Annotated in this window: 3 protein-coding genes; 1 reads left to right on the forward strand and 2 read right to left on the reverse strand. The window is 64.8% G+C overall.

What is annotated here, in order from left to right:
• Both WAN71_RS28910 and WAN71_RS28915 read right to left on the reverse strand, forming a co-directional pair.
• The coding region (locus WAN71_RS28910; protein WP_422228612.1) for an LppM family (lipo)protein at positions 1–270 on the reverse strand (270 nt) is incomplete at its 3' end.
• A gap of 113 nt (positions 271–383) precedes the next feature.
• The gene (locus WAN71_RS28915; protein WP_422228613.1) at positions 384–983 is read right to left on the reverse strand and encodes a GNAT family N-acetyltransferase; all 600 of its coding nucleotides are present in this window, start codon (positions 981–983) and stop codon (positions 384–386) included.
• Between the two features lie 216 nt (positions 984–1,199).
• Between WAN71_RS28915 and WAN71_RS28920 the strand changes: the two genes are divergently transcribed.
• Positions 1,200–1,530: DUF3040 domain-containing protein (locus WAN71_RS28920; RefSeq protein WP_422228611.1), on the forward strand; the 331-nt coding region annotated here is incomplete at its 3' end.

Genomic DNA, 1,530 nt, shown 5'->3' on the forward strand with positions numbered 1-1,530 from the left:
GGAGTTCATATTCGCCAGCTCCGGCAGCTCAGAGAAGGTCAAGTCGGAGAACACCGCCTGTGAACCCACGTAGCCGTCCCGGTCGTACTTTGAGATCGCCACTTTCTGGCTGAACGGCAGATTGGGATCCAGTTGCGGGCCGGCGTCTTTGTCGTTGCGTGGTTTGGCCGCCGCGATGATCTCCCCGGACACCAGGTCGTCGGGGGAGATGGTGATCGACGCCTTGATCCGCACGCATCCGGCGAGCACCGGTATCACCAGGAACAGCATCGTCAAGGCCGCCAGGCGTCGACGACGACGCGCAGTGAACCCCCGGGCGAAGAGCTGGCTACCGCTGGCACGCACCAGGTCATCGTGCCAGACCAGGTCGCGGCGGTGTGCGGCTACAGCGGGAGCTTGCGCCCAAGGATGGCAAACGCTCGTGGGTCGCCGGTGAAGTGGTAGCCGCGAATGATGTCGATAAACCCCAGCCGACGGTACAGCCGCCAGGCGCGATTGGCTTCGCCATTGATTTCCGGGGTGGACAGCAGCACGTTGGCCTCGCCGCGGTCGGCAAGCAGCCTCCGCGCCAACGCTTCTCCCAAACCGCGGCCCTGGGCTCGGGGATGAATATGCAATTCGGTCAGCTCGAAGTAGCTGGCCATAAGCCTGACGATCTCCGGGCCGGGGAAGCCGCCACGTTGCAACCCGGCCACGACTTGCTGCTGCCACCACTGGTCGGGTGCGCCACAGTAGCCGTAGGCGACGCCGAGCAGGGGTGCGTCGCTCAGTTCGGCGGATGACGGCGTCGTTCCGGCCGGGGCGTCGACTTCCACCGCGGCCACGGCCTGCCAGCCGTGTCGCCGGGTGTGCTCGAGCCACATGGCGGCGCGCTGATTCTCGGTGCCCCGGGGATAGCGCATTGCGTCGACGTAAATACCCAAGGCGTCCCCCAGACGCCGTTGCATATCTTGTGGCGGCAGGTTGATGAGGAATGTCGCCAACTCGCGGGTCTCCTCCTCGATCGTCCATTGCCATGCTCCCATCCCATTATCGGACCCGGCGGCGGTGCGCGGATCACCCTGCGGGGGCGGTTACAATCGGCAAGCGAAGCAGTGGTATGACGCTGATTGACCTCGTATCATTCTGATTAGTTGCTCACACAGCGGGCAGCCACGTGCTATCGGTATTACGTACAGCTTTTCGGCAAGGAGGGACGAATGCCACTCTCCGATCATGAGCAGCGGATGCTCGACCAGATCGAGAGCGCTCTCTATGCCGAAGACCCCAAATTCGCCTCCAGTGTTCGTGGCGGGGGGTTGCGGGCGCCGACCGCACGGCGACGGCTGCAGGGCGCGGCGCTGTTTGTGCTCGGTCTCGCGATGTTGGTCTGCGGCATCCCGTTTAAGGCCGCCATGATCGGAACTTTTCCGATCCTGTCCGTGCTCGGCTTCATCGTGATGTTCGGCGGCGTCGTGTTGGCCATCACCGGGCCGCGACTGTCGGGTAGGGGGGAGCGCCCCGGGCCGTCGGCAGGCGCGCGCCAGCGCC

The sequence above is a fragment of the Mycobacterium sp. genome (assembly GCF_049280035.1).
Taxonomy (GTDB): domain Bacteria; phylum Actinomycetota; class Actinomycetes; order Mycobacteriales; family Mycobacteriaceae; genus Mycobacterium.